Raw genomic sequence first — 24072 nt, 5'->3', positions numbered from 1 at the left:
CCGTACATCGGGGCCACGGATCCGACACTCCAAGTCCGCGAAACTCCCAGGGAATGCCTTGTCAGACCCCTTCTGTAGTGTCGTGACCATCAACGACACACGAAGGGGTCGTACCCATGGCGGAAACCCGTGAGTCGCCACGCGTCTCGGTGAACAAGCTGGGGGAGTACCTCACCGCTTCACCGGCCCGTCGCAAGCGCATCATCCATGATCAGAAGCACCCGTGTGATCCGCAGTACCTGCGCTACCCGGAGGCCTCGGTCGCCATCACCGAGTTCCTCGTCGGCCACCTCAACGGCGGCATCCTGAGGGAGCACCAGGAGCGCTTCTTCAACACCGTGCCGCAGACGGAGTTCGAGGCCCAGCGCCTGGGGCTGTGCATCGAGGCGCTGGACCGGTTCGCCGCGCTGGTGCCCAGGCTGGAGCTGGACGACACCATCATCAGCGCGGTGGGCCAGGAGCCCCCGGTGCTGGAGGTGGCCGGCGTCACCATCAGCGTGCGGCCGGAGGTGGTGCTGCAGATGGTGGACCGGCGCGGGGAGAACAAGGTGGGGCTGCTCAAGCTGTACTTCGCCAAGTGGCACCCGCTGGACGAGCGTTCGGGGCAGTACATCGCCACACTGCTGCAGAGCTTCGCCGAGCAACATCTGCGCCACCTGGGCCCGGTGGAGCAGCGGTTGATCCGGGTGGTGGATGTGTTCGCGGGGACCCTCTTCGAGGCGCCCAAGGCGAACACCCGCAGGCTCCATGACGTGGAGCTGGCGTGCGAGGAGATCGGCGCGCTCTGGTCCGTGCACTGACGCTTCGCGGCATGCTGCTCCGGGGATCCGTTCCGTTGAGAAGCGGGCGGCCACGGTGTCCGACTCCGAGCGTCCGGCGACGAGAACCTGACCTGCCGCGGACAGATGGTGAGGAAGGCCCCCGCCCCCCCTTGGTGCGCGAGGGGGGCGGCACCAGCCTTCGCCGCCCGCGCTCTCCACCCCGAGCGCGGTCTCTCACCACTCCGCAGTTGGAGGTTCATCCAGATGGCCGACAGAAGAATGGACAACGGCAGGGACGACGCCCGTAGCACCCAGCGCACCGGAGTGCCCGAGAACGGGACGGGCGGCATTCTGGCCGGGACGGATGTCTCCGGGCGCGGCATCGACGTGACGAAGCGGGGCGCGGACGTGTCGCCTCCCGGCTCGCGCGAGCGCTCCGAGTCCGGTGTCACCGGCTACAGCCCCGAGCGCGATGAGGACCCCGCCGTGCGCCAGGGCCGCTTCCACCGCGCCGCGTCGATGCGTCTGGCGCAGCCGCGCGCCGACATGGGCATGGGCATGAGCGCCAACTACGGCATGTCCCGCACCGGCCCGGTGAGCATGGATGACCGCGATGACACCCGGCTGCGCCCCACCGACTGGGGCAGCCGCAGCCAGGGCAGCTCCTCGCAGGGCCCGTACGGCCGGGACGACCGGGACGACCGCTATGCCACCGGCATCGGAGGCGGCCAGATGCGCATGGGCGAGCAGGACACGCGCCACTCGCTCGAGATGCGCCGCGACGTGGGCGGCGACAACTACCGCCAGTGGGACCGCACCGGCTACGGCGTGGACGAGCGCCAGCTGCGCGAGGACCGCGGCCAGTACTCCGGCGGCCAGTACGGCAACCAGGGCCAGCTGGGTGTCCACGGACAGTCCTCGGGCCAGGGCGCGTATGGCAACCAGGGCCCTTACTCCGGCGGCCAGTACAGCGGCATCGGCCAGTCCTCCGGCCAGTACGGCAACCCTGGCCAGGGCTCCGGCCAGTACGGCAGCCAGGGCCGGTATGATCCGCTGCTCGGCCTGGGGCACGCCAGCGCGGGCCAGCCGGGCACGGGGGTGAACATCGGCCGGAGCGAGACGTACACGGCTCGCGGCTCGGACACCGAGCACCAGCGCTCGGGCCGCACGGGCCTGGGCGGCCTGTTCCGCCGGTGGCAGCGCGAGCCGCTCACCGCGCGGGAGATCATGACCCGGGGCGTGAAGACGGTGCGCCGCGACGCCACGCTGCGCGAGGTGGCGCAGCTGATGAAGGACGAGGACTGCGGCGTCGTCCCCATCGTGGACGAGCGCGGCACCCTGGTGGGCATCGTCACCGACCGCGACCTGGTCGTCCGCGCCTTCACCGGCGGCAAGACGCCGGATCAGCTGCGCGCCATGGACGTGATGACGGATGACGTGGAGTGCGTCCACCCGGAGGAGGACATCCACAGCATCATCGAGCTGATGGGCCGCAAGCAGATCCGCCGCATCCCCGTCGTGGAGAAGGACGACCGCGTCATCGGCATCATCTCGATGGGCGACATCGCCAACCGCGCCGACTACGACGAGGAGCTGCAGCAGGCGCTGGACCGCATCTCGTCCAAGCGCTCCTTCTGGAGCCGGCTGACCTGATGGGCTCGAGGTAGCGAGGGGAAGTGGCGAGTGGGGAGGCGCACGTGACATGCGCCTCCCCAGCTCCCGCGCGGGCACCTGGCGTGGGAGCCCCCTCCTCCCTTGGCCGGGCGGACGCGCGGATCGCCTGCGCTCCGCCATCCCTGGGGGCCCTCGGGAGAGGGCCGCTCGGAGCACGAGACTGCTCCGTAGCAATCCGAGGGCCGGGCCCCGACGGGCCTGCAAGTTCCCGTAAGTCCTGCACTCGCGCGGGGTTGGAGCGCGGCGTGGATGGTCCTCGAGGACCCGCCTGCCCGACCCGGGGTGTCGCGAGGGCCCCGTCCGAAAGGGAAGCTACGGCTCGCGCAGGGCGAAGAAGTGACTGAAGGGACCGTTGCCCTTACCGAGCGCCAGCGGGTGGTGCAGGGCGGCGGTGACGTAGTCCTTGGCGCGGCGGGTGGCCTCGATGGGCTCGCGGCCGAGCGCCAGGTGCGCGGCGATGGCGGCCGACAGGGTGCAGCCGGTGCCGTGGGTGTTGCGGGTGTCGATGGGCTCGACGCTGAGCGTCTCGAGGCGCTGGCCATCGAACCAGACGTCGGTGCCGCGCAGGGCGCCGGACATGGCGCCTCCCTTGACGAGCACGGCCTTGGGCCCGAGCCGCTGGATGCGGCGCGCGGCCTCGCACATGTCCTCGAGCGTGTTGAGCTCCAGGCCCGCCAGGAGCTGGGCCTCGTGGCGGTTGGGCGTGGCGATGGTGGCCAGCGGCAGGAGCAGCTCGCGCAGGGCGCCGATGGCCTTGTCGTCGATGAGCCGCGAGCCGGCGCGGGACACCATGACGGGATCGACCACGAGCGGGGAGAGCTTGAGGCGGCGCACCTGCTCGGCGACGGCGATGATGATGTCCCGGTTGGAGAGCATGCCCGTCTTCACGGCGCTGACGCCGATGTCCGAGGCCACTGCCTCGATCTGGGCGGAGACGGCGGCGGGGGGCAACACGTCCACGCGGGTGACGCCCAGGGTGTTCTGGGCGGTGATGGCCGTGAGCGCGCTGGTGCCGTGGACGCGGTGGAAGGCGAAGGTGCGCAGATCGGCCTGGATGCCGGCACCGCCGCCGCTGTCCGAGCCCGCGATGGTGAGCGCGGTCGCCACGTACCTGGGAGATTGCATCGTCTCGGGAAGCCTCCTGGGGGCGGCAGCATATGCTGACGGGCTCATCGGACACTGTTCGGAAACGTCGGGGGTTTTGCACTACCCGCCCGGGTGCGGGCGATGAGACGCAGCGGTATGGCCCGCTGGCCACGCTCCTCCCGGGCTCCACTCTGAGAGGGTGACTGGCCCCGAAGGTGCACAGCGCGGCTCCGTCCTCTCGCACTGGAGCCCGCATGCAGCCTTCCTCGCTTCCCGCGCTCGGCGGCACGCACGCCCTCGCGCTGCCTTCCATCCGTCCCCTGGCCATCGGCCTGGGCGGCGCCGCGCTCTTCGGCTTTGCCCTTCGCACCGCCGTCACCCATGAGGGCCTGAGCGTCACCCACCTCGGCTGGGCCGTGGCCCTGCCCGCCGTCACCCTGATGGCGTGGGCCCTGTGCCTCCCCGCCCTCTACATCCTCTGGGCCACCCGCCAGGCCAACCTCAACGCCGCCCACTGCGCCCGCGCCGCCCTCGACGCCGTCCACACTCTCGGCCTGTGCCTGGCCTCCACCACCCCGCTGCTCTGGTTCTTCGCCGCCACCGCGCCCGAGTCCTCCATCGCCTCGCCCCTGGCCTTCCTCTTCACTGGCCTCGCGCTCGTCGCCAGCGGCCATGCCTTCTCGCAGGCCCTCGCGCACCACGGCGCCTCCTTCACCGGCGCCACCCGCGTGGCCTTCCTCGTCCTCCACGCCATCACCTTCGCCCAGTGCGCCCGCGGCGTCGGGCTCTTCTGGCGCTGACTTGCGCACCACCTTCCGAGGCCTCTCATGTCCACGTCCATGACCCAGCCCGCCCTCCCCGTGCCCGCCCCCGCGTCGGTCCTCCCGGAGGTCCTCCCGCCCGCGGCGCCCGCCGTGGCTCCCGCGCCCGCCGTGGCTTCCGCGCCCGCCGTCCCCTCCATCACCGTGCAGCCGCCGGCCACCACCATCCTCCGCACCGCCGAACTCCTCCTGCGCAACCCCTCCGCCGTGCTCGCCCAGGTGCAGGCTGGTGGCCCCGAGCTGCGTGAGCTGCCCCTGCGCCTCACCGTGTGCGCCCTCGCTGGCTTCGGCATCTTCGGCTTCCTCCTCGGCTTCACCCGCTCGCCCATCGCCGGGCTCGTCGCCGCGCCCAAGCTGATGCTCGTGGGCCTCGGCAGCCTCGCCGTGTGCCTGCCCGCCCTCCACGTCTATGGCCGGCTGCTGGGCGCTCGCATCTCGCCCCTCCAGGCCGTGTGCGAGGCGCTCGTCGCCCTCGCCACCACCGGGCTCACCCTGCTCGGCCTGGCGCCCGTGTGGCTCGCCTTCGCCAACACCGTCAACCACCCGCCCACCGGCTACTTCCACATCATGCTCGGCAGCATCGCCTTCCTCGGCCTGGCTGCGCTGCGCGGCGTCTGGGTGCTCGTGAAGGCCCTGCGCTCCCAGGGCCGCACCGTGCTCCACCTGCTCGCGTGGACCGCCCTCTACGGCATGGTCGGCGTGCAGATGGCCTGGGTCGTCCGCCCCTTCGTCGGCAACCCCGGCCGCCCCACCGTCGTCATCCGCCCCCTCGAGAGCAGCGCCTTCGACGCCGCCGCCACCCTCTGGCGCTCCAACGTCGACTCCCTCAAAGGCGAGTGGCAGCCCCGCTCCTACGAGAACACCGAGGAGAGCCGGTAATGATCGCGCTCGTCACCGTCATGGCCTACTGCCTCGCTGGCGTCGCCGTGGCCGTGGTGCTCGGGCGCGGCGAGTCCCGCGGCGCCACGCGCCTGGCCCGGGCCGGCCTCCATGCCTGTCTCTGGCCCCTCTTCCTCCCCGTCCTGCTGCCGGGCTCCTCGGCTCCCACCGGCACCGAGAGCTCCCGCATCGAGGCCGCCGAGGCCACCCTCCATGACGCCCTCCAGCGCCTGGGCAAGGAGCTGGGGGATCCGCTCTCCCTGGAGTCCGCACGGGTGCGCTCGCTCGGCACCGCCCTGCGCGCCGCCTCCCGCCGCCTGGCCGAGCTGGACGCCGTGCTCTCCTCTCCCGACCAGGACCGCGAGAAGCTCGCCCGCGAGCTGGCCGCGCTCGACTCGCGCCAGGACTCCAAGCCCGTGGCCGACATCCTCCGCGAGCGCCTGGCCCACCTGTCCCGCCTGGATGCCCTGCGTGCCCAGGCCCGCGTGGACCTCGAGCGCGCCCTGGCCCGCGCCGGCGAGCTGGCCACGCGCCTCACGCTGCTGCGCTACGAGGGTGCCTCCGCCCACGCCGCCGGCCGCGCCCGTGAGCTCACCGACACCATCGACGAGCTGTGCCGCACGCTCGAGGCCGTCCGCGCCGCGTGACCCGGCCCCGCGAGGCTCCGCGTCTCTGGAGCCTCGCCCCTTCCCCCTCCCGAGCCGCGCCCTGGCTCAGGCCGGAGTGGTGGCCGGGGGCTCCGAGCGCTGCGCCGTCCCGTGGGCAATCTCCCGCCCCAGCAGCCCTGGATCGAAGTACGCGTAGAAGCGGCGGATGCGATCGCCGTCCCACTCGATGATCGAGACGCCCTCGTAGTTCACCGCCGCGCCGTTGTGCGCCGTGCCCTGCGTCTCCCACTCCAGCGCCACCCGGTCCGCCGACTCGATCATGTTGCGGAAGGTGGAGCGCACCTGGGCCAGCATTCCCTTGTACTCCGTCCAGAACTGGCGAGCCCCGTCCTGCCCCGAGAACACGCGAGAGGAGGCCGCGTTGCTCACCTGCGCGTCGTCTCCAAAGAGCGACACCAGGGCCTCCAGCTCCCCGCTCTCCTCCAGCTTCGCCAGTGCATCCACGAACCGCTGCGCTCGCTCCATCGCCATGCGTCCCTCACTCGGCCTGCGAAAGGCGTGTCGCGCAAAGGGTGTTCACGCCTCCCACGCCCTGCTCCCGCCGCCGCCTGCTCCCTCGCTGGCCAGGGAGGCCCGGAGAACACTTCTTCCCCCAGCGCGCACCCAGGACCGCGGCCAGCAGGTAAGCTGTGGCCCGATGGAACGCGTCCGCCCGCCCCGCTCCCTCGATGAGGCCAGCCCCGAGAGGATGGGGCCCCTGCCGAGCACCGCCTCGCTGGAGGTGCTGCTGGAGGTGGTGCGCTCGCCGGGCGTCATGAAGACGGATGTGGACGCGCTCCTCCAAGGGCTCGCCCGCCCGCTGACCGAGGATGTGTCTCCCCGCGCGCGGGCCGACTTCCTGCTCGCCCTCATCGAGGATCGGGACACGGGGGACATGCAGGGCACCAAGGGGCTCACCGTGCGCGCCGCCGCCGTGAAGGCCCTGCTCGATCTGGGCTACCCGTACGCGCTCGAGCTGCCCCCCGAGGCGCTCGCCGAGGCCCGCCATGGGGACGGTGACTCGCCGGCGGTGAGGCTGCCGCTCCCCGGCCTCATCGCCACCTTCGCCGGCTTCCTCACGCAGTCCGCGCACCTCATGCCCCCGCTGCTCAAGTCCGCGGATCGCGGGTACGGGTCGGCTCCCGGGCTGTCCCTGCTTGCCCTGGCCGCGCTCGTCTTTCCCACGATTCTCGCGGTGCTGGGCGGCTGGTGGCGCATCCGCGCCATGCTGCTGACCGGGCGCCTGACCATGGCGGTGACGGGCGTCATCTGGTTGCTCGGCTTCGGCGTGCAGCTTCTGGAGTACCCGTTCCCGCTCAGCCGCTCGCTCACGTACGTCTCGCTGGTGGCGGGGCTCGGGTTCGTGGTCGGCGCCATCCTCATGAGCGAGAGCGCGTGGACCGCCGAGGACGAGACGCCCGAGCCGGAGACGGAAGAGCCTCCCCCGACGACGCCTTGAGCGCGCTCCTCACCGCGCCTGGGAGGCGCCCTGTGAGCCAGAACCGGTCCCCAACTGGTATGACAAGCAGACCAGTTCGGAAGAACCGCGCCCGACAGGCGGGCGGACAGGACGCGGGGGCGGACTCGGCCCCCGTGCCCGGCTCACGAGGGCGTGGCCCTCGGTGCCTGACTACTGGCGGCCGATCTGGTCGAAGCGCTCCAGCCCGTACCGGTTGATGATGGAGATGAGCTTGTCGGAGTACGCCGGATCCGTGGCGTAGCCGGCCTTGTGGATCTCCCGGGCGAACTGCTCCGCGTTATTGGTGTGCTTGAACGCGTTGGCGTAGCGCTTGTTGTCGCGCAGGAACTTGCCGTGGTCCGCGAAGGACTCGGCCGGGGTGTTGTACTTGCGGAAGTTGGCGTTCACCGTCACCCACTTGCCGTTGAGGAACTCCTTGGTGGGCATGGTGACGTGGCCGGCGGGGCCCTCACCCTTGATGCCGAAGAAGTTGTTGCCCTTGGTGGCCAGGCCCGACTTGCCCGAGCCGCTCTCCAGCATCGCCTGCGCCAGCGTCACGGAGGCGGGCACGCCCGTCTGCCGCTGGCTCTTGATGGCGTCGGCGGCGACCTTGTCGATGAAGGCGTTGCCCGTCTTGGGCAGATCGCCGATCGGGCCGGTGGGGGTGGAGGGGCCGGGGCCGGTGGGGCCGCTCGAGCCGCCGTCGATCTTCGCGCCGAGCTTCTCGAAGGCCGCGCGCGTCTTCGGGCCGTAGCGGCCGATGGCGTCCACGCCGTGCGCCGCCTGGAACTCCTTGAGCGCCGACTCCGTCCTCGGGCCGAAGATGCCCGGGCCGGTGCTCATCTCCTTCTGCGTCATGTGGCCCAGCTTCACCAGCGCCTTCTGCAGCTGCTCCACCTCGGGGCCGCGAGCGCCCTTCTCCAGGTCACCCGCCGGCAGCTTCGTGCCCTTCAGGGACGTGCCGCCCTTGGGCGGGGTGGTGCTCGGCGTGCCGCCGGTGCCCTGGCTGGGCGTGGGGGCGGACGGCGTCGTGCCGGGGCGCGGCGGGTTGCCGCCGGAGAACGTCACCAGCTCGCCCGTCGTCTTGTAGCCGCTGGGGCCGCCCACGAGCCGGTTGCCCTCCTGGCGCAGGGTGATCTGCTTTCCGGTGGCCGGATCATTGGCGTAGTAGACGGGCTTGCCGCCCTCCTGGCCTCGGCCGGTGACGGTGATCCAGTGGTCGGTGCCGTTGGAGCCGCCGCCGCTGCCGGACTTGTAGTCCACGCCCACCACCACCGGGCGGCCCGCGTCGATCTGCTTGTTGATGGTGTCCATGCTCCAGCCGGGCTTGCTGGCGTGGAGGCCCGCGGCCTGGGCCGCCTTGTCCCACACGAGGGCGTTGCCGGAGTAGCCGCCGTTCTTGTCCAGGAACTGGTCGAGCTGGCCGGGGTTGATCGTCTTGCCGGAGATCTTGCTGATGGCCATGGCGGTGGACGTCATGGCGCAGCCGGCCGCGGAGAGGCTGGAGCTGCTGCCCAGCGTGCGTCCGCCCCAGGCGGCGTCACCCTGCTTGAAGATGGGCGTCCCGTCTCCGGAGGTGGGGTACTGGCGACCGGCGCTGTCCGTCGCGGGGCCACCCGAGCTGGTGGGGGCGCTGGGGGTGGAGCCGCCCGAGCTGTTCGGCTTGCCGGAGGGCTTCGTCGTCGGCTTGCCGGGCTGCTCGAAGGTGTCGGGGATGGTGAGCTTCTGGCCGACGTTGATGCGGTTGGGGTTGGAGATGTTGTTGCTCTTGGCGAGCGCGGACACGGTGGTGCCGAACTTCTTCGCCAGGGCGCTCAAGGTGTCGCCGCTACGAACGGAATAGGTCTTCAAAGGGAATACTCCCGAGGGGGACTACGGGCTTTCCCAATTGTCGGGCGCGACGCGGGAGAGTTGCCAGCCCCCCACCCGGAGTGGACCGGAGTGGAGGTCATCCGCGACCCGGCTCAGGCAGGAGAGGAACCGAGCGCTACTTCTCGCCCCAGCGAGCGGGATCAAGTGCATCGACCAGTCGCTCGCATGGCAGACGTCGAGCCCTCGGACTGGCAATGGGTCTGAAGACGGACTATTTTCAGGCCCATCCTTGGAGGGCTTCCTGGTGCATCCCTTGCGTGTTTCCGAGAGCATCGTGCCGGTCAGCGACTTCAAGGCTCAGGCCTCCGAGTGGCTGCGGCGCGTCGGAGAGTCCGGCCAGCCACTCGTCATCACCCAGCACGGCAAGCCGGCGGGCGTGCTGCTCTCACCCCAGGCGTTCGATGAACTCATGGCGCAGGCGCACTTCGTTGCCTCCGTCGAAGAGGGACTGGCGGACGCCGAGGCAGGACGACTGCACTCCCACTCCGAGGTCGTCGCCGAAATGAAGCGTCGCTTCCGTGGGCCTTCATCGAAGTGAGTCGCCGCAAGTCAGGTTCCGTCACGACTCGACCGCTCGAAGTACGGTGGACGGAACGCGCACTGAAGGATCTGCGCGCCATTGGCGACTACATCGCCCGGGACTCTCCCGAGGCCGCGGAGCGCTGGGTCGCGACGCTGCTCGCCGCCGCCGAAGCCGCCGCAGCTACTCCGATGGCCGGGCGCAGGGTGCCGGAGCTCCGGCGTGACGACGTGCGTGAAGTCTTCAGAAAGTCCTATCGGATCGTCTATCGGTTGCGGGAACACACCCTGGAGGTGCTCACCGTCTTCGAGGGTCACCGCCTCTTTCGGCGAGACACCGTCCCCGAGGAGCCCTGAGCGGACCGCCCGCGTTCACCCCGTCCCGGGAGTTCCCGTCGCGTCGGCGAGGCCCGGCGCCTTGTCGTCGTCCCGCGCCGCCAGCCGCGCCACGGACTCCACCAGCGCCTCGGCCTCCAGCGGCTTGGCCATGTGCACCTGGAAGCCAGCCCGGTAGGCCCGGCGCGCGTCCTCCGCTCCCGCGTACGCCGTGAGCGCAATGGCGGGGATCCACTCGTCCCGCGCCTCCGCCCACTCTCGCACCCGCTTGAGCAGCGCGTGCCCGTCCTCCCCCGGCAGCCCGATGTCCGAGACGAGCACGTCCGGCAGCACCGTCGCCAGGCTCTCCATCGCCTCGCGCCCGTTGCCCGCCGCGCACACCTCCGCGCCCCGCTCGCGCAACAGCAGCGTGATCAGCTCCCGCGCGTCCGGCGCGTCCTCCACCAGCAGCACCCGCACCCCGTCCAGCCGCGCCGCGCGCTCCGGGCTCTCCGCCGAGCCCGCCGGCCGCTCCGGCTCCGGCAGCAGCGCCGGCACCGGCAGCCGCACCGTGAAGGTGGAGCCCTGCCCCAGCCCGCCGCTCTCCGCCTCCACCTCACCCCCGTGCAGCTCCACCAGGTGACGCACGATGGCCAGCCCCAGCCCCAGCCCGCCGTGCTCCCGCGTGCTGCTGCCGTCCGCCTGCCAGAAGCGCTCGAACAGGTGCGGCAGCGCCTCCGCCCGGATGCCCTGCCCCGTGTCCTTCACCCGCACCCGCCACTCCGACTCCCCGCGCTCCACCCGCACCTCCACATGCCCCCCCGCCGGCGTGAACTTCACCGCGTTCACCAGCAGGTTCCAGAACACCTGCTGCAGCCGCCCGGGGTCCCCCATCACCTGCCCCGCTCCCGCCGCCACCTCCACCGACACCGTCACGTTCTTCTGCTCGGCCCGCGGCCGCACCACCTCCACCGCCGCCTGCACCACCGCCGTCAGCTCCACCGCCTTGCGGTGCAGCGTCAGCTTCCCCGTGAGGATGCGCGACACGTCCAGCACGTCCTCGATGAGCTGCGCCAGCGAGCGCGCGTTGCGCTCGATGACTTCCAGGCCCTTCTCCCGCACCGCCGCGTCGTCCTTCCGGTTGCGCAGCATCTGCGTCCAGCCCAGCACCGCCGTCAGCGGCGTGCGCAGCTCGTGGCTCATCACCGCCAAAAACTCGTCCTTCGCCCGGTTGGCCGCCTGCGACTCGGCGATCAGCCGCGCGTTCTCGATGGCCACCGCCGCCAGCCGCGCCAGCTGCAGCAGGATGGCCTCGTCCTCGGAGGTGAACTCCCCCTCGTGGCGATCCGACAGCTGGATGAGCCCCAGGTTGCGCCCGTTGCGCCCCACCAGCGGCACCGCCAGCCAGCCTCGCAGGGGCGGGTGCTCGGCCGCGTGCGCCCCGAAGCCCCGCCACCCCGGGTGCGCCTCCAGCTCCGCCTGCGTCAGCCGCGCCGGACGGTTGGTCTGGCATACCTCCGCGTAGATGCCGCTGCCATCCGACTGCGCCGCGTACCCGCGCCACGCCGCGTACTTCTCCGACAGCGACACGGTGTTGATGGCCTGCGCCCAGTCCTCGCCCACCGTCAGGCTGGTGACGGCCTGGTGCGCGCCGATGAGCGCCCGCGCCTGCTCGGTGATGAGCTGGAGCACCCCATCCAGCGACGCCGCCTGGCCAATCGTCAGCGAGGCCTCCGCCAGCCCCTGCAGCTGCGCCCGGTGGTGCTGCTCGCGCTGCAGCAGCCGCGCGCGCTCCGCCTCGTCCTCGCGCTGGCGGGTGATGTCGCGATCGTTGCCCACCCACTCGCGCACCGAGCCGTCCGGCTCCAGCACCGGCACCGCCCGCACCTGCATGTGCCGGTACACCCCGTCATGCCGCCGCAGCCGCATCTCGCCCTGGAAGGGTGTGGCCGCCACCACCGCCTGGCGCCACGCGCGCTCCATGGACTCCCGGTCCTCCGGGTGCACCGCCTGCAGCCAGCCCCAGCCCAGCAGCTCCTCGCGCGACTGCCCCGTGAAGGCCCGCCACCCCGGCTGATCCGAGTCGAACACGCCCTCCGGCGGCATGTCCCAGATGATCTCCGAGGTGGAGGTGAGGAAGGCGCGGAAGCGCTCCTCGCTGCGCGCCATGTCCCGCAGCAGCTCCTCCACGGTGCGCCGCGCCAGCACCTGGTCCGTCACCTCGAAGGCGAACGAGGCGATGCCCTCCACCTGCCCCTCGGCGTCGCGCAGCGGCTGGTACACGAAGTCGAAGTACGTCTCCGCCACCGGCACGTCCCCGTGCTGCCCGCCCACGCGCACCGGGAACTCCTTGCCGACGTAGGCCTCGCCGGTGGCGTACACCCTGTCCATCACCTCGAAGAGCCCCTGCCCCTGAAGCTCCGGCATGGCCTGGCGCACGGTGAGCCCCGTGGGGTCCCTGCCGGCCAACAGCTGGCGCTGGCGCGGGTTGCACAGGACGAAGTGGTGCTCGGGGCCCCGGGTGACGAACATCATCGCCGGGGCGCGCATCACCAGCTCCTCCAGCCGCGCGCGCTGCGCCTCCACCTCCGCCATCAGCCGCGAGCGCTCCATCGCCAGCGCGCAGTGCCGCGCCAGCGCCAGGAGGAACTCCCGGTCCTCGCCCGAGAAGGCGCGCGGCTCGGGGAAGCACAGCGCCAGCACGCCGATGATCTTCCCCTCCACCACCATGGGCATGCTCGCCACCGAGCGCGCCGGCGTCTGCTCCAGCATGACGTGCAGCAGGTTGGGGTAGCGCGCCGCCAGGGCCTCGGGGGACTCGAGCCACTCGGCCTGCCCCGTGTTGTACGAGTAGGGCAGCGGCAGCGGCGCATCCAGCGGCATGAGCTGGAAGTCCCGGTAGAGCTGGCGGGACCAGCCGTTGTAGGCCACCGTGCGCAGCACGTGCTGGCCCTCGACGGGCAGCCCCACCGTGGCCATGTTGGCGCCCACCGCGGCCATGATGTGCTCCACGGCCACGGACATCACCTCTTCCGGGTTGCGGGCCGCGGACAGCTGCGCGGTGAGCTCCTGCAGGTGCGCGAGCCGGTCGGCCGTGTGCTCGGCGGCCTCGCGGGCGGCGCGCTCGGCGGCCAGCAGCCGCAGCCGCTCCACCTCCGCCTGACGCATGTCGGTGATGTCCCGGAGGATGAGCACCAGCCCCGCGCTCGAGGGGAAGACGCGCACCTCGAACCACGAGTCCGTGGGCGGGTAGTAGTCCTTGAGCGTGGTGCGCTCGCCGGAGTCCATCGCCTTGCGGAAGGCCGGACCGAAGGGAGTGCGCTCGAGCTCGGGCAGCTCCGCCCAGATGTCCTTGCCCAGCAGCGCATCTCGCGGGCGGCCTGCCAGGCGCTCGGCGACGGCGTTGAGGTAGCTGATGCGCCAGTCGCGGTCCACCGAGACCAGGCCATCGGTGATGCTGTCCAGCAGCGGATCAAACCGAGGCTCGCCGCCCGCCGGGGAGCCGACGCCGGCCTGCTGCGGTGCTGGGGGCTGGAGCGGGATCCTCATAGCGGCAGTCCAGGCTTAACAGAGTCACCACGGCGGTTGGCGGCTGCGGCGTGCGAACTGTCGACGGTGGACACGCAATCCTGCCGGGGACCGGGGCTCGGCTGCTCCGATGTGGGGCGTCCTGCCGGGCAGGCCCACCCGGTGGCAGGAGTGTTCGGAGGTAGACCTACCGGCTCTCAGGAGGATGTGCGGACCAGCCCTGGAGACGCTCGCGGAGCGTGGTCAGTTCCGGGCACACCGTGAGCAGCGACTTCCACTGCGCGGAGAGCCCGCGCATGGCGCGCTTGCGGCCCTTGCCCACCTGCGACAGCCAACCCTGTTCTCGCAGAAAAGGCTCCGCGTAGCGCTCCTTGGGGTCGCAGTCGGAGCGGATGGCGTTCCAACGCTCACCCAAGGACTCTCGATGGAGCGCGAGCATCCAGACCTCGACCTCCTCGATGGCCACACAGGCCAGGAGTCGCCCCGAGTGCTCCTGCTCTCGAGCCGTCACCTTTGCCTCGTTCTGGAAGCGATTGCAGTCGCGATCCACCATCAGAAGGAAGAGATCCACCATCGGGTTCTCATCGACGATACGCCGCACCATGTCCGGGTTGAGCGCCTGATCGATTCCGTTGAGGTGTGGATCCTGGAGCACTTCGATGCGGGCCTTGCGTCCGATGTCCTCGAAGAGCCTCTCGACGATGGGCTGGAGGATGTGCGCATCGAGCGTGGGGTCCTCGGGGATGATGAGCACCTTCACAACGCGCGCTCCAGCCAGCCGGTGGTGAACAGGTGGTCGATGCCCGACTTCGCGATGACCTCCTTGAAGTGAGGGATGTCCTGGAAGCGTCGCAGCACGGTGCCACCGTCCTCCCGAGAACGAGCGCACAGCACGGCGTGGTTCAGACCTTCGGACGAAAGGGCCTGAAGGACCTGGGGGGAATGGGTCGTGGCAATCACCTGGATGCCGCGCTCCTTGGTCACCATCTCCAGGAACTCGATGAGCAGGTGGATGCGCTGAGGGTGCAGTCCCTGCTCGAGCTCCTCGATGAGAAAGATGCTTCCAGGCGGGGCCGTCTTCAGCGCGGTCAGCGTCCCTAGAAAGCGCAGCGTTCCATCCGAGAGAGCGCGCACGGAGGTACGTGTGCCGTCCTTCTCCACGAGAACGAGCATCACATCGCCGAGCTCGGTCTCGATGAAGTCGATATCCGTGATTTCTGGAGCACAGAGTTCGGAGAGCCAGTCCACCCACTCCAAGCGCTCATCCTCGGTTCTGCTGCGCACCCAGATCGCCGAGGACAAGTGTTCACCCTCCGCTCCCATCTCCCGAGCATGTCTGGGCGAGTAGTCCCGCATGCGATCTGGCTTCAGTTCGAGCACGACCAGCCGCTGGAGTGCCTGCCTGAGCGCAAGTGCCATGCGCGCTCCTTCAAACTCAGGTCGTTGCTTGAGGAGCTTCTCCAAATCGGAGAAGAGGCTTTGGTTGCTCCCACGCCCCATCGCCTGCTCCTCGTCGAACCCAAAGCTTCGTGCCTGCTTCCATTGCCCGGAATCCGCGGCGCCAATGAGATGAGTGAAGGCTTCGCCGTCTATCCGGGGCTCAGGCTTCACCGTAAATCCCAAGGAGTGACTCACCACCTGTCCTTGAAGGTACCAATCCGTATCGATCTCGGCTCTGTCCTGGCCGCGCCGGATGACCTCCGAGATTCCGCCGCGAATTCCCCTCCATATTTCGCGTCCCGCCTCAACGCGACCCTGGAGGGTATCCGTCAGGGAGAAGCCCAGGCCCAGCCCCTGCACCAGCCGGATGGCATCGAGCAGGTTGCTCTTGCCCGATGCGTTCGCTCCCACGAGCACCGTCAATGGCGAGAACTCGACCCGCACAAGGAATTCGAAGCTCTTGAAGTTGGTCAGATCGATCGAGCGCAGCATCGCCCCACCCTACAGCAGCCGCGCCTGCGTGTGTCACTTCGCCGGACGGAGCAGCAGCTCCTTCAACGCGCGGCCCTCGGGCGTGTCGCGCTGTGCCACCAGCGTCTGCACGTAGTGCACGAGCGCCCACAGGTTCTCCTCGGGGATGGCGCCCTTCCACGTCGGCATCGCCGCTCCGCCCACGCCTCCGGCGATGACGCGGTACAAGTCCTCCCGCTGCCGCTCCGGCGTATACTCCGCGCCGTCGACTTTCGTACCCAGCGGCCACACCGTGCGCGGCCGGTGGATGAGGAAGTCCGGCGGCAGCACCTTCGCCGTCTGCGCCACCTCGCCCTTGGCGTCCACCGCCACCGCGTAGTCCGAGTCCCTCGCCAGCTGCGTGTACGGATCCGCCTTGCTCAGGTCCACCTTGCGGCCCGTCACCTGCTCCGTGAGCGCCTCCAGCTCCGAGCGCGACACATAGGAGATGTGGCACCCCGAGCACCCCGCGTGCCCCTTGCCCGCCACGTGGTACACCGCCTTGCCCCGCGCCACCGCCTCCGCCTCTCGGCCCTTCCATGGGTCCGCCGACACCTCCAGCGGCTGGCCCGGCGCCTCCTGCTGCCAGCGCGGGCTGAACGTCTTCAGGTACTGCACCACCGCCTCGAGGTCGGGCTCCGGCACGCCCCACGGCTGCATCGGCGTGCCGTGCAGTCCTCGGCGCACCGTGCGCTTCAGCGCCTCGTCCGTGGGCAGCTCGCCCGCAGCCACTCCGCCAAACTTGTACAGCCCCTGCCGGAAGCTGCGCGGCGGAGGCCGCATCCCCACCGCCGACGGGCCCTGTCCGTCCCCGCGCTCGCCGTGGCAGGACACGCAGTAGTACGTGTACACGTCCCGCCCGCGCTCCAGCGTCTCCGCCGGAATCGTCCGCCCGTCGGCCAGCTTCAGCGGCTCGAGCTTCGGCGCCTGCGTGCAGCCCGCTCCGGCCGCCGCGAGCACCGAGAACACCGTCAGCAGCGCGCGTCTCGCGTTCATGGCAGGTACACCGCCGCGAAGAGGATGAGGCCCGTCACCGCCAGGAACACGGCATACAGCGTCCACAGTCGCACGGCCCCGCGCACGTCCGTGCCTCGCGCGCCGCGCACCAGCTCGCGCACCAGCCCCAGCACCCCCGCCACCACGTGCGCGCCGTGCACCCCGCCCAGCCCGTACACCGCCGAGGCATATGCGCCACCCTCGGGCAGCTTCAGCCCCGCGCTCCACAGCGCGCTCATGACAAAACCCTGCACCGCCAGCGAGCCCACCAGCGCCACCAGCGCGCCCACCGTCGGGAGCGTCGCCCGCGCCGCGCGTCCGCCCAGGTGCAGCAGCACCGCGGAGGCTCCGAGCAGCAGCACCGCCACCGCCGGAAGAATCCTCGGCAGTGCCGGCATCCCTCCGAGCGGCCACGGCTCGCGCATCCGCAGGTAGCCCACCGAGAAGGCCAGCGCCGCGAAGAACATCGCCCACGCGCTCAGCCCCACCACCAGGCCGAACCAGGCCGTCCCCTCGTCCTCGCGCGCGGCGGGAGCCGAAGTGTCCACGGGCGTCACCCCACACCTCCCGCGCTCGGCACCACCGGAGCCGCTTCCGCCGGGGCCTCCGGCGCTCGGCGCGCCTCGTCCGGCAGCACCTCCGCCTGGCCGATCCAGTCACGCCCCAGCTGCTCCAGCCCCTCCGGCTGCGAGAGCGCATACGGCCCGCGCACCACCACCGGCACCTGCGCGTAGTTGTCCACCGGCGGCGGGCTCGGCGCGCACGTCCACTCCAGCGTGCCCACCTGCCACGGGTTCGCGTCCGCCGCAGGCCCCTTGCGCAGCGACCACACCAGGTTCACCACGAACAGCAGCTGCACCAGGCCCAGCGTGAACGCCGCGTGGCTCGTGCCCTTGTTCAGCGTGAGCAGGTGCCGCAGGTACTCGTACTGGTACGGGTCATACAGCCGGCGCAGCTGGCCCGCGTACCCCGTCAGCAGCTGGCCGCCGAACACCGCGAGGAACAGCACCGCCGTCAGCACCACGTGCGTCTTCGACAGCCCCGCGTGCAGCGTCCGCCCGAACATCTTCGGGAACCAGAAGTAGAGCCCCGCGAACACCGCCAGGAAGCTGGCCGCGCCCATCGTCAGGTGGAAGTGCCCCACCACCCACATCGTCCCGTGCAGCGGGATGTCCGTGGCCACCGCTCCCAGCGCCAGGCCCGTAATGCCTCCCAGCCCGAACACCACCATCGCCCCCACCGCCGCCAGGAGCGGCGCCGTCAGCCGCACGCTCCCGCGCCACATCGTCACCAGCCAGTTGAGGAACATCACCGTCGACGGCAGCGAGATGATCAGCGTCAGCGTGCTGAAGGCCCGCCCCAGCATCGGCGACAGTCCGCTGGTGAAGAGGTGGTGCGCGTACACCAGCCCGGACAGCGCGGACACCGTGCTCATCGCCAGCACCGTGCCCCGGTACCCGTGCGCCGGCCGCCGGCTGAAGTAGGACACCATGTCGCCAATCATTCCCCAGCCCGGGAGGATGAGGATGTAGACCTCGGGGTGCCCGAACATCCAGAACAGGTGCTGGTACAGCATCGGGTCGCCGCCGCGGCCCGCCACCGCCGCGCCCTCGAGGAAGAAGCGCGTGCCCGTGAGCCTGTCCAGCAGCAGCAGCCCCGTGGCCGCCGCCACCACCGGGATGAACAGCAGGTTCAGCACCGAGGTGAGGAACAGCCCCCACACCGTCAGCGGCAGCCGCCCCCACGTCATCCCCGGCGCCCGCGCTCGCACCACCGTCACCACGTAGTTCACCGCGCTGAGGAAGGACGACACCGCCGCGCACAGCACGCCCATCATCACCAGCGTCTGTCCCGCCCCCGGGGTGAACACGTGCGTGGACAGCGGCGGATAGGACGTCCACGCCGCGCTCGCCGTCCCCAGCCGCACCCCGAACGAGGCCAGCACCAGCGCTCCGCCCACCGCGAACACCCAGAAGCTCAGCGCCGACAGCTTCGGGAACGCCATGCCGCGCGCCCCCACCGCCAGCGGCACCACGAAGTTGCCCAGCGCGCCGATGAGCAGCGGGGCGATGGCGAAGAACACCATCACCAGCCCGTGCATGGTGAACAGCCCCATGTACGCCGGCGGGGTAATCGATCCGTCCGCGCTCGGCAGCACCGCCCCGAGCCCCGGCACCGGCCGCCCCGGGTACGCCCACTGCCAGCGGATGAGCATCGCCAGCAGCCCGCCCAGCAGCAGGAAGCCAAACCCAGCCCAGAGGAACTGCCGCGCCACCACCTTATGGTCCGTGGAGAACAGCCTCATGGCTTCGGCCTCCACTCCCAGCCCCAGTGCGCCGCCGTGTCCTGAGCGTCATACAGGCGCGCCGCCTGCCGGCTCTGCTCGCGCAGCCACGCCGCGTAGTCCTCGGGCGTCATCACCGTCAGCGTGCCTCGCATCTTGTAGTGGCTGGTGCCGCAGTGCTGGTAGCAGGCCACCTCCCACGTCCCCAGCTTCGCCGCCTGGAACCACGTCTGGTTCACCCGGCCCGGAATCGCATCCAGCTTCACCCGGAAGTTCGGCAGCGAGAAGCCGTGCACCACATCCGTGGACGCCAATTGCACCCACACCGGCACGCCCACCGGCACCCGAAGGTCGCTCCACGTCACCACGTCATCCGCCGTGTTGAAGCGCCCGTCCTGCCCCGCGTACCGCGCCTCCCACGCCCACTGCCGAGCGTTCACCTCCAGGCGCACCGTGTCCGGGTTGCCGGCCGGCACGTCGAAGTTCCACAGCACGTCATCCAGGTAGCCCAGCGAGCGCGCGAAGAGCGAGCCGTCCACCACCCCGAAAATCGTCAGCGCCGCCACCATCACCAGCATCCGGCTGCGCCGCGTCCCGCCATCCGCGGGCACCTTCCGAGCCCCCCGGAAGCGCACCAGCGTCAGCAGCAGCCAGCCCACCATCACCCCCGTGAGGATGAGGTCGAAGCGGTGGCTGAGCGCCAGCAGCGAGTCGATGCGGTGGCCGTGGGTGCTCGCGTCCTCGGGCAGCGCCACCGTGCTCACGGGGCGGCGGGGCTCGGCTCCGGGAGGCGGGGGCGCTGCATCCATCACGAGCTCCTCTTCGCGTCACCTCTCGCCGCCCGGATCGCCGCCCACACTCCCAGCGCCACCAACAGGAACGGCAACAGCAGCATGGCGCCCACCAGCAGCGCCGAGCGCATCGACGACTCCGGCGCCCGCTCCACGCACGTGGGGCACGCCAGCACCCAGGCCGGCAGCAGGCACAGCCCCAGCCCCAGCACTGGCGCCAGCCTCACCGCCCACCGCTCCCATTCGCGTCGCCCACCCGCCACGGCGCGCGGCTCCCTCGCTCCAGCCCGCTCCGAGGAGGGGGCCGCGGTGACACCGCGATCAGGACGGACACAGGGCATCGGCAAGCCTCACCGGCTACCATGCCCCCTCTCGCCCCTCAAGCGCCGCCGGGACAAGGCCCCTTCACCCCGTGCGTGCCCGGCCGCCCGCTGGCCACCAGGCTCCGGGCGCTCCCCGGCCCTCCAGCCACCGCGCCGCGTCAAACCGTCCCTTGTGCTCCCGGGGCACATCCGTTAGCTGTCCGGTGCTCCTTATGTCCGCAGACACCGCCGCCGCCCCTCCCCAGCCCTCCCTCCTCCGCCACCCCGCGCTCTGGGTGGGAGTCGCCACCCTGGCCGTCGGCCTGCTCGCGCTGTCGATCGGCCTGATGCGCGGGCGCTCCGAGCCTTTGCCCAGGCTCGGCGCCCTGCCGGACTACAGCTTCACCCGCCAGGACGGAGCCGCGTTCGGCTCGGCGCAGCTGCGCGGCCACCCCTATGTGGCCAACTTCATCTTCACCCGCTGCCCCACCGTCTGCCCGGCCTTCACCCGGAAGATGGCGCGGGTGCAGAAGGAGACAGAGGCGTTCGGGCCCGGGCTCCAGCTCGTCTCCTTCTCGGTGGACCCCACCTACGACACGCCGGCGCGCCTCTCCGAGTACGCCCAGAAGCACGGCGCCAACGCCGCCCGCTGGAGCTTCCTCACCGGCGACTACGCCCGCCTCAAGGACACCGTCGTCAACAGCTTCAAGATCGCCATGGGCCGCGAGTCCATGGACGAGGCGGACGTGATGGGCATCTTCCACGGCAACCACTTCGTCCTCGTGGACGCCCAGGGCGAGATTCGCGGCTACTACGAGAGCGCCGATGACGAGGCCTTCGGCCGCCTGCTGCGCGACGCCGATCGCCTCGCCCGCGAGCAGCGCTGAGCCGCGCCTCCTGCTGCTCCTTTTCCCTACAGTGACTCCAACCCCTCGAGGGTGAGCGCAACCGCTGGAAAAGACGAAGGGCCAGCCCCCTCATCGGGGACCGGCCCTCGGTCAGTACGCCAGCTTCAGGCGTGGAACATCACTCCACGAACTGAGCCTGGGTGCGGGCGATGATGTTCTGCCAGTTGCCGGTGGCGGCGTCGTTGGAGAACGCGCCCACCTTGTCGGCCACGCCCTTGACCTTCTCGGCGATGTTGACGACGTCGCCCACCGTCTTGGCCGCCTTGCCGAGCACGCCCAGGCCGCCCAGGACGTTGCCGGACAGGAAGGAAGCCGCGCCGTCGATGAACTTGTCAGCGAAGGGCTTGATCATCTTGCCCAGGCCGAACGGGAGCTTGTCCAGGACGCCACCGGCCAGCTTCTTGATGGGGGAGGTGAGGGCCTCCATCGGCTTGTTGATGATGTTGAGCACCTTGCCGCCGATGTTGGCGACCTTGCCCGCGATCTTGCCGACGGTGGAAGCAACCTTGCCAATTCCCTTGAGGACCTTGCCCATGACAGTGACTCGCTTTCGAAGAGTGAGGGTACAAAGAGGTTATCGGGGGGTCTGGGAAAAGGTTTCCTGCGAGTTCATTTTCCCGATCATTTTCCGGCCCCCGAGCCCTCCGGCCGCGTCCGACTAGTTACGTCCCTTCTTCACCTGATCCGCCAGGGACGGGTCCACCTTGGGGATCTCCCCAGTCGGGGTGGCGGTGAGGGCGGGGCCCTTGGGGCCCTTGCTGGTCTCGAACTCGGACTTCTCGAACTCCTGGTTGACGCCCAGCTCACCCTTGGCGCCCTGGATGATGAACTTGGCGACGTCCTCGGCGGACGGAGGGTTGAAGCCGTTGGCGCGCAGCTCCTCGTCCTCCACCACCTCGAGCACCGGCTCCTTGTCCTTGTCCTGGGCGTACTGGAGCACCAGCTCCACGTAGGCCTCGAGCTCCATGCCCACCGCCTTGGCGATGCGCTTGGTGTCGGCGTCCTTGAGCAGCTCGGCGCGGACCACTTCGATGGGACGCTTGAGACCGCGCTTGGGGCGAGGGGTGTCCTGAGACATGTGGGGACTCCAGGGGTGGGGTGGATGGAATTACAGAGGGTGAACAGTCTGCCCGGGAATTCCGAATTTGCGCAAGTAACACGCCCGTGTGTGCCTTGCGGCTCGCGGGGGGGGAAACCCATTGTCCTTTACGCCGGCGTTGGCGTGGGAGGCGGGGATGGGCGACAGCCGGGGCGGGATGTCTCAGGTAGGGCCGGGTGAGCAGTCACTGGGACTGCTGGGTCGGTTCGCCGTCTACGGCCTGTTGGGTTGGTGCATCGAGTGCCTGTTCACCGCGGTGATGGACCTCGCCACGGGCGCGGGCGACTTGCGGCTCAAGGGGTACTCGTACCTGTGGATGCACCCCATCTGGGGCGCGGGGCTGCTGCTGGGCGAGCAGCTCTCGTTGATGCTGCAGCGCCTCGGGGTGAGCCGGGCCACGCGCGCCCTGGTGGGCATGGCCCTGTGCTTCACTGTGGAGTACGTGACGGGTGCGCTGCTGGTGGCGCTCATTGGCCGCTGCCCGTGGGACTACTCGGGCTCGCCGTGGAGCGTGCACGGGCTGATCCGCCTGGACTACGCGCCCTTCTGGTGGATGTGTGGCTGGCTCTACGAGCCGCTGGGGGCCTTCGTGCGCCGGGTGCGCATTGGCGCCCGCGAGCCGGAGCCCGAGCCGGTGGCTCCGCCCGAGCTGTGGCCCTCGCGGGAGGCTCGCGCCTCCTTATATCGGGGGTGACAGGGTGGTGGGCCGGGGCACTCCACCCGGGGGCTGCCAGCGCAGATAGCCGTGCTCCAGCAGCCAGGGCTCGGCGCTGACGGCGCCGGTGGACTCGGCCAGCCGCAGGGCGCTGTCGCGGAAGGCGCTCTTGGGCTCCCAGGCGCCGTGCTGGCGCGCCTGGGTCCAGGCCTCCGTCCATGCGGCGAAGAAGGCGTGGATGGGCTCGTCCGGCTGCACCCGGCGGCGGAGGTCCCGGGGGAGCCAGTCGCGGAAGAGGAGCGGGGCGAAGCCCTGGTGGAAGTCCGTGTGGAAGAGCAGGGCCTCGCGCGTGAGGCCCTCGGGGGTGCGCCGCAGCAGGTAGGCCACGGTGATGCCGCCTCGGACGTCCGTGCTGCCCTCCACCACCAGGCCGCCCGGCAAGAGGGCTCGGCCCAGCTCCGCGTGCGCCTGCTCCACGTCCTCGGGGCGGTACTGGCGCAGGATGTTCATCGCCCGCACCAGCCGGACGGGCTGGCCCGCCGAGCCGGCCCAGTCGAAGCCTCCGTGGCGGAACCGGGTGAGCGCATCCTCGTGGCTCGCGGCGGCGGCGGCCCGGCCCTCATCGGCCTCCACGCCGATGACGGGCAGCGAGGGGTTCAGCTCGCGAAAGGCCTCGGCGCTCTCCAGTGTCGTCCACGGGTGCTCGCCAAACCCCACGTCCAGGAAGGCGGCCTCGCGCCAGGCTCCCTCCTGGCGCTCCAGCAGCGCTCGCTCGCACCGGCACAGGTACGCGTCGAGCGCGCGGAGCCGGGAGCGCGAGGTGCGTCCCCGCGTGCGGCGCTCCGGGGGCGTCATCGTCCGAGCCCACCCTCCGGCTCGGGCTCGCCGGCCAGCGCCCGCTGGTACACCTGGAGATCCCACGGGGTGAAGAGGACCACCGTCACCTTCTCCACCTGGGGCAGCCGCTGCAGCGCCGCCTGGACTTCCCTCAGCGCGATGCGCGAGGCCTTCTCGATGGGGTAGCCGTACACACCCGTGGAGATGGAGGGGAAGGCCACCGAGCGCAGGCCGTGCTTCTCCACCAGCGCGAAGACGCTCTGGTAGCAGCGCGCGAGCTGGCCGGCCTCGCCCCGTCCTCCTCCCTGCCAGCGGGGGCCGACGGTGTGGATGACGTGGCGGGCGGGGAGCTTGTAGCCCCGGGTGATGCGCGCCTCACCGGTGGGGCAGCCGTTGAGCGTGCGGCACTCCTCCAGCAGCTCCTTGCCGGCGGCCCGATGGATGGCCCCATCCACGCCCCCGCCCCCCAGCAGGGAGGAGTTGGCCGCGTTGACGATGGCATCGGCCGTCACCTTCGTGATGTCGCCCTGGAACAGCTCCAGTCGTGAGTCGCTCATGACTTCACCTCCCGAGGCGCCCGCCGGACAGTGCGCCTCCCTCGAGTCTGACAGCGGCCAGGCGGGCTGTCCCCCCGCTTCCCGCTGGCCGACGCGTGACTACCTTTCGCCGAAGCGAAGAGGCTTCCCATA

Annotated in this window: 25 protein-coding genes; 10 read left to right on the top strand and 15 right to left on the bottom strand. The window is 70.7% G+C overall.

Translation table 11 applies throughout. The annotated features are described in order from the left end of the window. Nucleotides 1-116 precede the first annotated feature (116 nt). Together KY572_RS03215 and KY572_RS03210 are read left to right on the top strand one after the other, a co-directional pair. Nucleotides 117-800, top strand: a complete 684-nt coding sequence (locus KY572_RS03215) for a hypothetical protein (RefSeq protein ID WP_224240645.1) — start codon at nt 117-119, stop codon at nt 798-800. A 225-nt stretch (nt 801-1025) separates the two neighbouring features. Next, a complete protein-coding gene (locus KY572_RS03210) occupies nt 1026-2414 on the top strand; it encodes a CBS domain-containing protein (protein ID WP_224240644.1) in 1389 nt (462 codons plus the stop codon). Nucleotides 2415-2747: 333 nt separating this feature from the next. Here KY572_RS03210 and thiD read toward each other — a convergent pair whose 3' ends face one another. Continuing rightward, nucleotides 2748-3560 carry a bifunctional hydroxymethylpyrimidine kinase/phosphomethylpyrimidine kinase gene (gene thiD, locus KY572_RS03205; RefSeq protein ID WP_224240643.1) on the bottom strand — a complete coding sequence of 271 codons (813 nt, stop codon included), beginning with the start codon at nt 3558-3560 and terminating at the stop codon, nt 2748-2750. A 215-nt stretch (nt 3561-3775) separates the two neighbouring features. On the opposite strand from thiD, the gene KY572_RS03200 reads away from it, so the two are divergent. The 3 genes from KY572_RS03200 to KY572_RS03190 are packed head-to-tail and all read left to right on the top strand — an operon-like array spanning nt 3776 to nt 5868. After that, the gene (locus tag KY572_RS03200) at nt 3776-4321 is read left to right on the top strand and encodes a hypothetical protein (protein WP_224240642.1); all 546 of its coding nucleotides are present in this window, start codon (nt 3776-3778) and stop codon (nt 4319-4321) included. A 27-nt stretch (nt 4322-4348) separates the two neighbouring features. After that, complete coding sequence (locus KY572_RS03195) at nt 4349-5221, top strand: hypothetical protein (RefSeq protein ID WP_224240641.1); 873 nt, start codon at nt 4349-4351, stop codon at nt 5219-5221. After that, on the top strand, nt 5221-5868 hold the full coding sequence (locus KY572_RS03190; RefSeq protein ID WP_224240640.1) for a hypothetical protein: 648 nt from the start codon (nt 5221-5223) through the stop codon (nt 5866-5868). Before KY572_RS03195 ends, KY572_RS03190 begins: the two co-directional genes overlap by 1 nt. A 66-nt stretch (nt 5869-5934) precedes the next feature. On the opposite strand, the gene KY572_RS03185 is transcribed toward KY572_RS03190, so the two are convergent. Further along, nucleotides 5935-6360 (bottom strand): nuclear transport factor 2 family protein, encoded by a 426-nt coding sequence (locus tag KY572_RS03185; protein WP_224240639.1) that lies wholly within the window; start codon nt 6358-6360, stop codon nt 5935-5937. A gap of 166 nt (nt 6361-6526) precedes the next feature. Here KY572_RS03185 and KY572_RS03180 point away from each other — a divergent pair, with 166 nt between their 5' ends. Beyond that, nucleotides 6527-7327: a hypothetical protein gene (locus KY572_RS03180; RefSeq protein WP_224240638.1), complete on the top strand. Its 801-nt coding sequence runs from the start codon at nt 6527-6529 to the stop codon at nt 7325-7327. A 171-nt stretch (nt 7328-7498) separates the two neighbouring features. On the opposite strand, the gene KY572_RS03175 is transcribed toward KY572_RS03180, so the two are convergent. Continuing rightward, entirely contained in the window at nt 7499-9178 is a 1680-nt protein-coding gene (locus tag KY572_RS03175; protein WP_224240637.1) for a glucosaminidase domain-containing protein, read from the bottom strand. A 274-nt stretch (nt 9179-9452) separates the two neighbouring features. Here KY572_RS03175 and KY572_RS03170 point away from each other — a divergent pair, with 274 nt between their 5' ends. Then, nucleotides 9453-9737 carry a type II toxin-antitoxin system Phd/YefM family antitoxin gene (locus KY572_RS03170; RefSeq protein WP_224240636.1) on the top strand — a complete coding sequence of 95 codons (285 nt, stop codon included), beginning with the start codon at nt 9453-9455 and terminating at the stop codon, nt 9735-9737. Further along, nucleotides 9734-10075, top strand: coding sequence for a type II toxin-antitoxin system RelE/ParE family toxin (locus KY572_RS03165; RefSeq protein ID WP_224240635.1), 342 nt, complete (start codon nt 9734-9736; stop codon nt 10073-10075). Before KY572_RS03170 ends, KY572_RS03165 begins: the two co-directional genes overlap by 4 nt. A 15-nt stretch (nt 10076-10090) precedes the next feature. Here the strand turns inward: KY572_RS03165 and KY572_RS03160 are convergent, their stop codons facing one another. The 8 genes from KY572_RS03160 to KY572_RS46995 form a co-directional block, all read right to left on the bottom strand. Next, on the bottom strand, nt 10091-13582 hold the full coding sequence (locus KY572_RS03160) for a GAF domain-containing protein (protein WP_224240634.1): 3492 nt from the start codon (nt 13580-13582) through the stop codon (nt 10091-10093). Nucleotides 13583-13748: 166 nt separating this feature from the next. After that, nucleotides 13749-14321, bottom strand: a complete 573-nt coding sequence (locus KY572_RS03155) for a hypothetical protein (protein WP_224240633.1) — start codon at nt 14319-14321, stop codon at nt 13749-13751. Beyond that, nucleotides 14318-15493, bottom strand: a complete 1176-nt coding sequence (locus KY572_RS03150) for an AAA family ATPase (RefSeq protein WP_224240632.1) — start codon at nt 15491-15493, stop codon at nt 14318-14320. The genes KY572_RS03155 and KY572_RS03150 overlap by 4 nt, the downstream gene beginning before the upstream one ends. A gap of 33 nt (nt 15494-15526) precedes the next feature. Then, on the bottom strand, nt 15527-16507 hold the full coding sequence (locus tag KY572_RS03145; RefSeq protein ID WP_224240631.1) for a c-type cytochrome: 981 nt from the start codon (nt 16505-16507) through the stop codon (nt 15527-15529). After that, complete coding sequence (locus KY572_RS03140) at nt 16504-17064, bottom strand: cytochrome c oxidase subunit 3 (protein ID WP_224240630.1); 561 nt, start codon at nt 17062-17064, stop codon at nt 16504-16506. Before KY572_RS03140 ends, KY572_RS03145 begins: the two co-directional genes overlap by 4 nt. After that, nucleotides 17061-18812 carry a cytochrome c oxidase subunit I gene (locus KY572_RS03135; RefSeq protein WP_224240629.1) on the bottom strand — a complete coding sequence of 584 codons (1752 nt, stop codon included), beginning with the start codon at nt 18810-18812 and terminating at the stop codon, nt 17061-17063. The genes KY572_RS03140 and KY572_RS03135 overlap by 4 nt, the downstream gene beginning before the upstream one ends. Continuing rightward, nucleotides 18809-19600 carry a cytochrome c oxidase subunit II gene (locus KY572_RS03130; RefSeq protein WP_224240628.1) on the bottom strand — a complete coding sequence of 264 codons (792 nt, stop codon included), beginning with the start codon at nt 19598-19600 and terminating at the stop codon, nt 18809-18811. The genes KY572_RS03135 and KY572_RS03130 overlap by 4 nt, the downstream gene beginning before the upstream one ends. Beyond that, on the bottom strand, nt 19600-19809 hold the full coding sequence (locus KY572_RS46995; RefSeq protein ID WP_263451287.1) for a hypothetical protein: 210 nt from the start codon (nt 19807-19809) through the stop codon (nt 19600-19602). Before KY572_RS46995 ends, KY572_RS03130 begins: the two co-directional genes overlap by 1 nt. Nucleotides 19810-20117: 308 nt before the next feature. Between KY572_RS46995 and KY572_RS03120 the strand changes: the two genes are divergently transcribed. Then, nucleotides 20118-20771 (top strand): SCO family protein, encoded by a 654-nt coding sequence (locus KY572_RS03120; protein WP_224240627.1) that lies wholly within the window; start codon nt 20118-20120, stop codon nt 20769-20771. A 139-nt stretch (nt 20772-20910) separates the two neighbouring features. Here the strand turns inward: KY572_RS03120 and KY572_RS03115 are convergent, their stop codons facing one another. Both KY572_RS03115 and KY572_RS03110 read right to left on the bottom strand, forming a co-directional pair. Then, a complete protein-coding gene (locus KY572_RS03115; protein ID WP_224240626.1) occupies nt 20911-21327 on the bottom strand; it encodes a hypothetical protein in 417 nt (138 codons plus the stop codon). Between the two features lie 123 nt (nt 21328-21450). Beyond that, the gene (locus KY572_RS03110; protein WP_224240625.1) at nt 21451-21870 is read right to left on the bottom strand and encodes a hypothetical protein; all 420 of its coding nucleotides are present in this window, start codon (nt 21868-21870) and stop codon (nt 21451-21453) included. Between the two features lie 157 nt (nt 21871-22027). Here KY572_RS03110 and KY572_RS03105 point away from each other — a divergent pair, with 157 nt between their 5' ends. Next, nucleotides 22028-22585, top strand: a complete 558-nt coding sequence (locus tag KY572_RS03105; protein WP_224240624.1) for a putative ABC transporter permease — start codon at nt 22028-22030, stop codon at nt 22583-22585. Here the strand turns inward: KY572_RS03105 and KY572_RS03100 are convergent. After that, nucleotides 22571-23401 (bottom strand): methylase, encoded by an 831-nt coding sequence (locus tag KY572_RS03100; protein ID WP_224240623.1) that lies wholly within the window; start codon nt 23399-23401, stop codon nt 22571-22573. The two genes, KY572_RS03105 and KY572_RS03100, sit on opposite strands and share 15 nt — an antisense overlap. Further along, a complete protein-coding gene (locus KY572_RS03095) occupies nt 23398-23940 on the bottom strand; it encodes an O-acetyl-ADP-ribose deacetylase (RefSeq protein WP_224240622.1) in 543 nt (180 codons plus the stop codon). The genes KY572_RS03100 and KY572_RS03095 overlap by 4 nt, the downstream gene beginning before the upstream one ends. Between the last annotated feature and the right edge of the window lie 132 nt (nt 23941-24072).

It is taken from the genome of Hyalangium gracile (genome assembly GCF_020103725.1).
GTDB classification, from domain to species: Bacteria; Myxococcota; Myxococcia; order Myxococcales; family Myxococcaceae; genus Hyalangium; species Hyalangium gracile.
The sequence above is the reverse complement of the archived record's forward strand: the minus strand, read 5'-3'. Positions and strand labels throughout refer to the sequence as shown.